The 527-nt window shown below is 48.4% G+C and carries 1 protein-coding gene; it reads right to left on the bottom strand.

Annotated elements, in window-relative coordinates; translation table 11 throughout:
- Positions 1–46 precede the first annotated feature (46 nt).
- The coding region (locus R7Q11_RS29080) for a flagellar basal body rod C-terminal domain-containing protein (protein ID WP_318094491.1) at positions 47–527 on the bottom strand (481 nt) is incomplete at its 5' end.

Here is a 527-nt window from a genome sequence, read left to right as displayed (position 1 = left end):
ATCATTTGGCTGAATTGGTTATCACTGATTCGCATCTGGGTTTCCTCTAGAATAACTGCAATACAGAGTCGAACAGCTGGTTCGCCGTACTGATCACTTTCATGTTGGCATTGTGCGCGTTAGCAAACGTCATCAAGTTCGCGGCTTCTTCATCGCTGTTCACTGCACTTACGTTGTCGCGAGCGGTATGCGCTTGCTTACTCATTGCCAGTTTTGCTTGGTAATCCGCATCGGCCTGACGCGCTTTGATCGCCGTTTGGCCAACCATTGAGGTAAAGGCATCGTTCAAGCTCACTGAGCCGTAGCCCGTTACCGCAACCGGTTTGTTACTCAAATCAATCAAAGATTTAAGAACATTCGCGTTACCCGGCGTACCATCGCTTGAAAACGCCAATTCTTCCGCGCTCAAATCTGTGATGGTTAAACTTGCCGCTGGGTTATCAGGGTCGTAGTTAAACAGTGGTTTGCCAGCATTGCCTTTCAAGTCTTTACCTGTAGCAAGTACCGCGTTGTACTCATCTGCCAGA

The organism is Vibrio sp. 970 (assembly GCF_033339075.1).
Note: the sequence above shows the minus strand (reverse complement) of the source record. Positions and strands in the feature narration are given on the sequence as shown.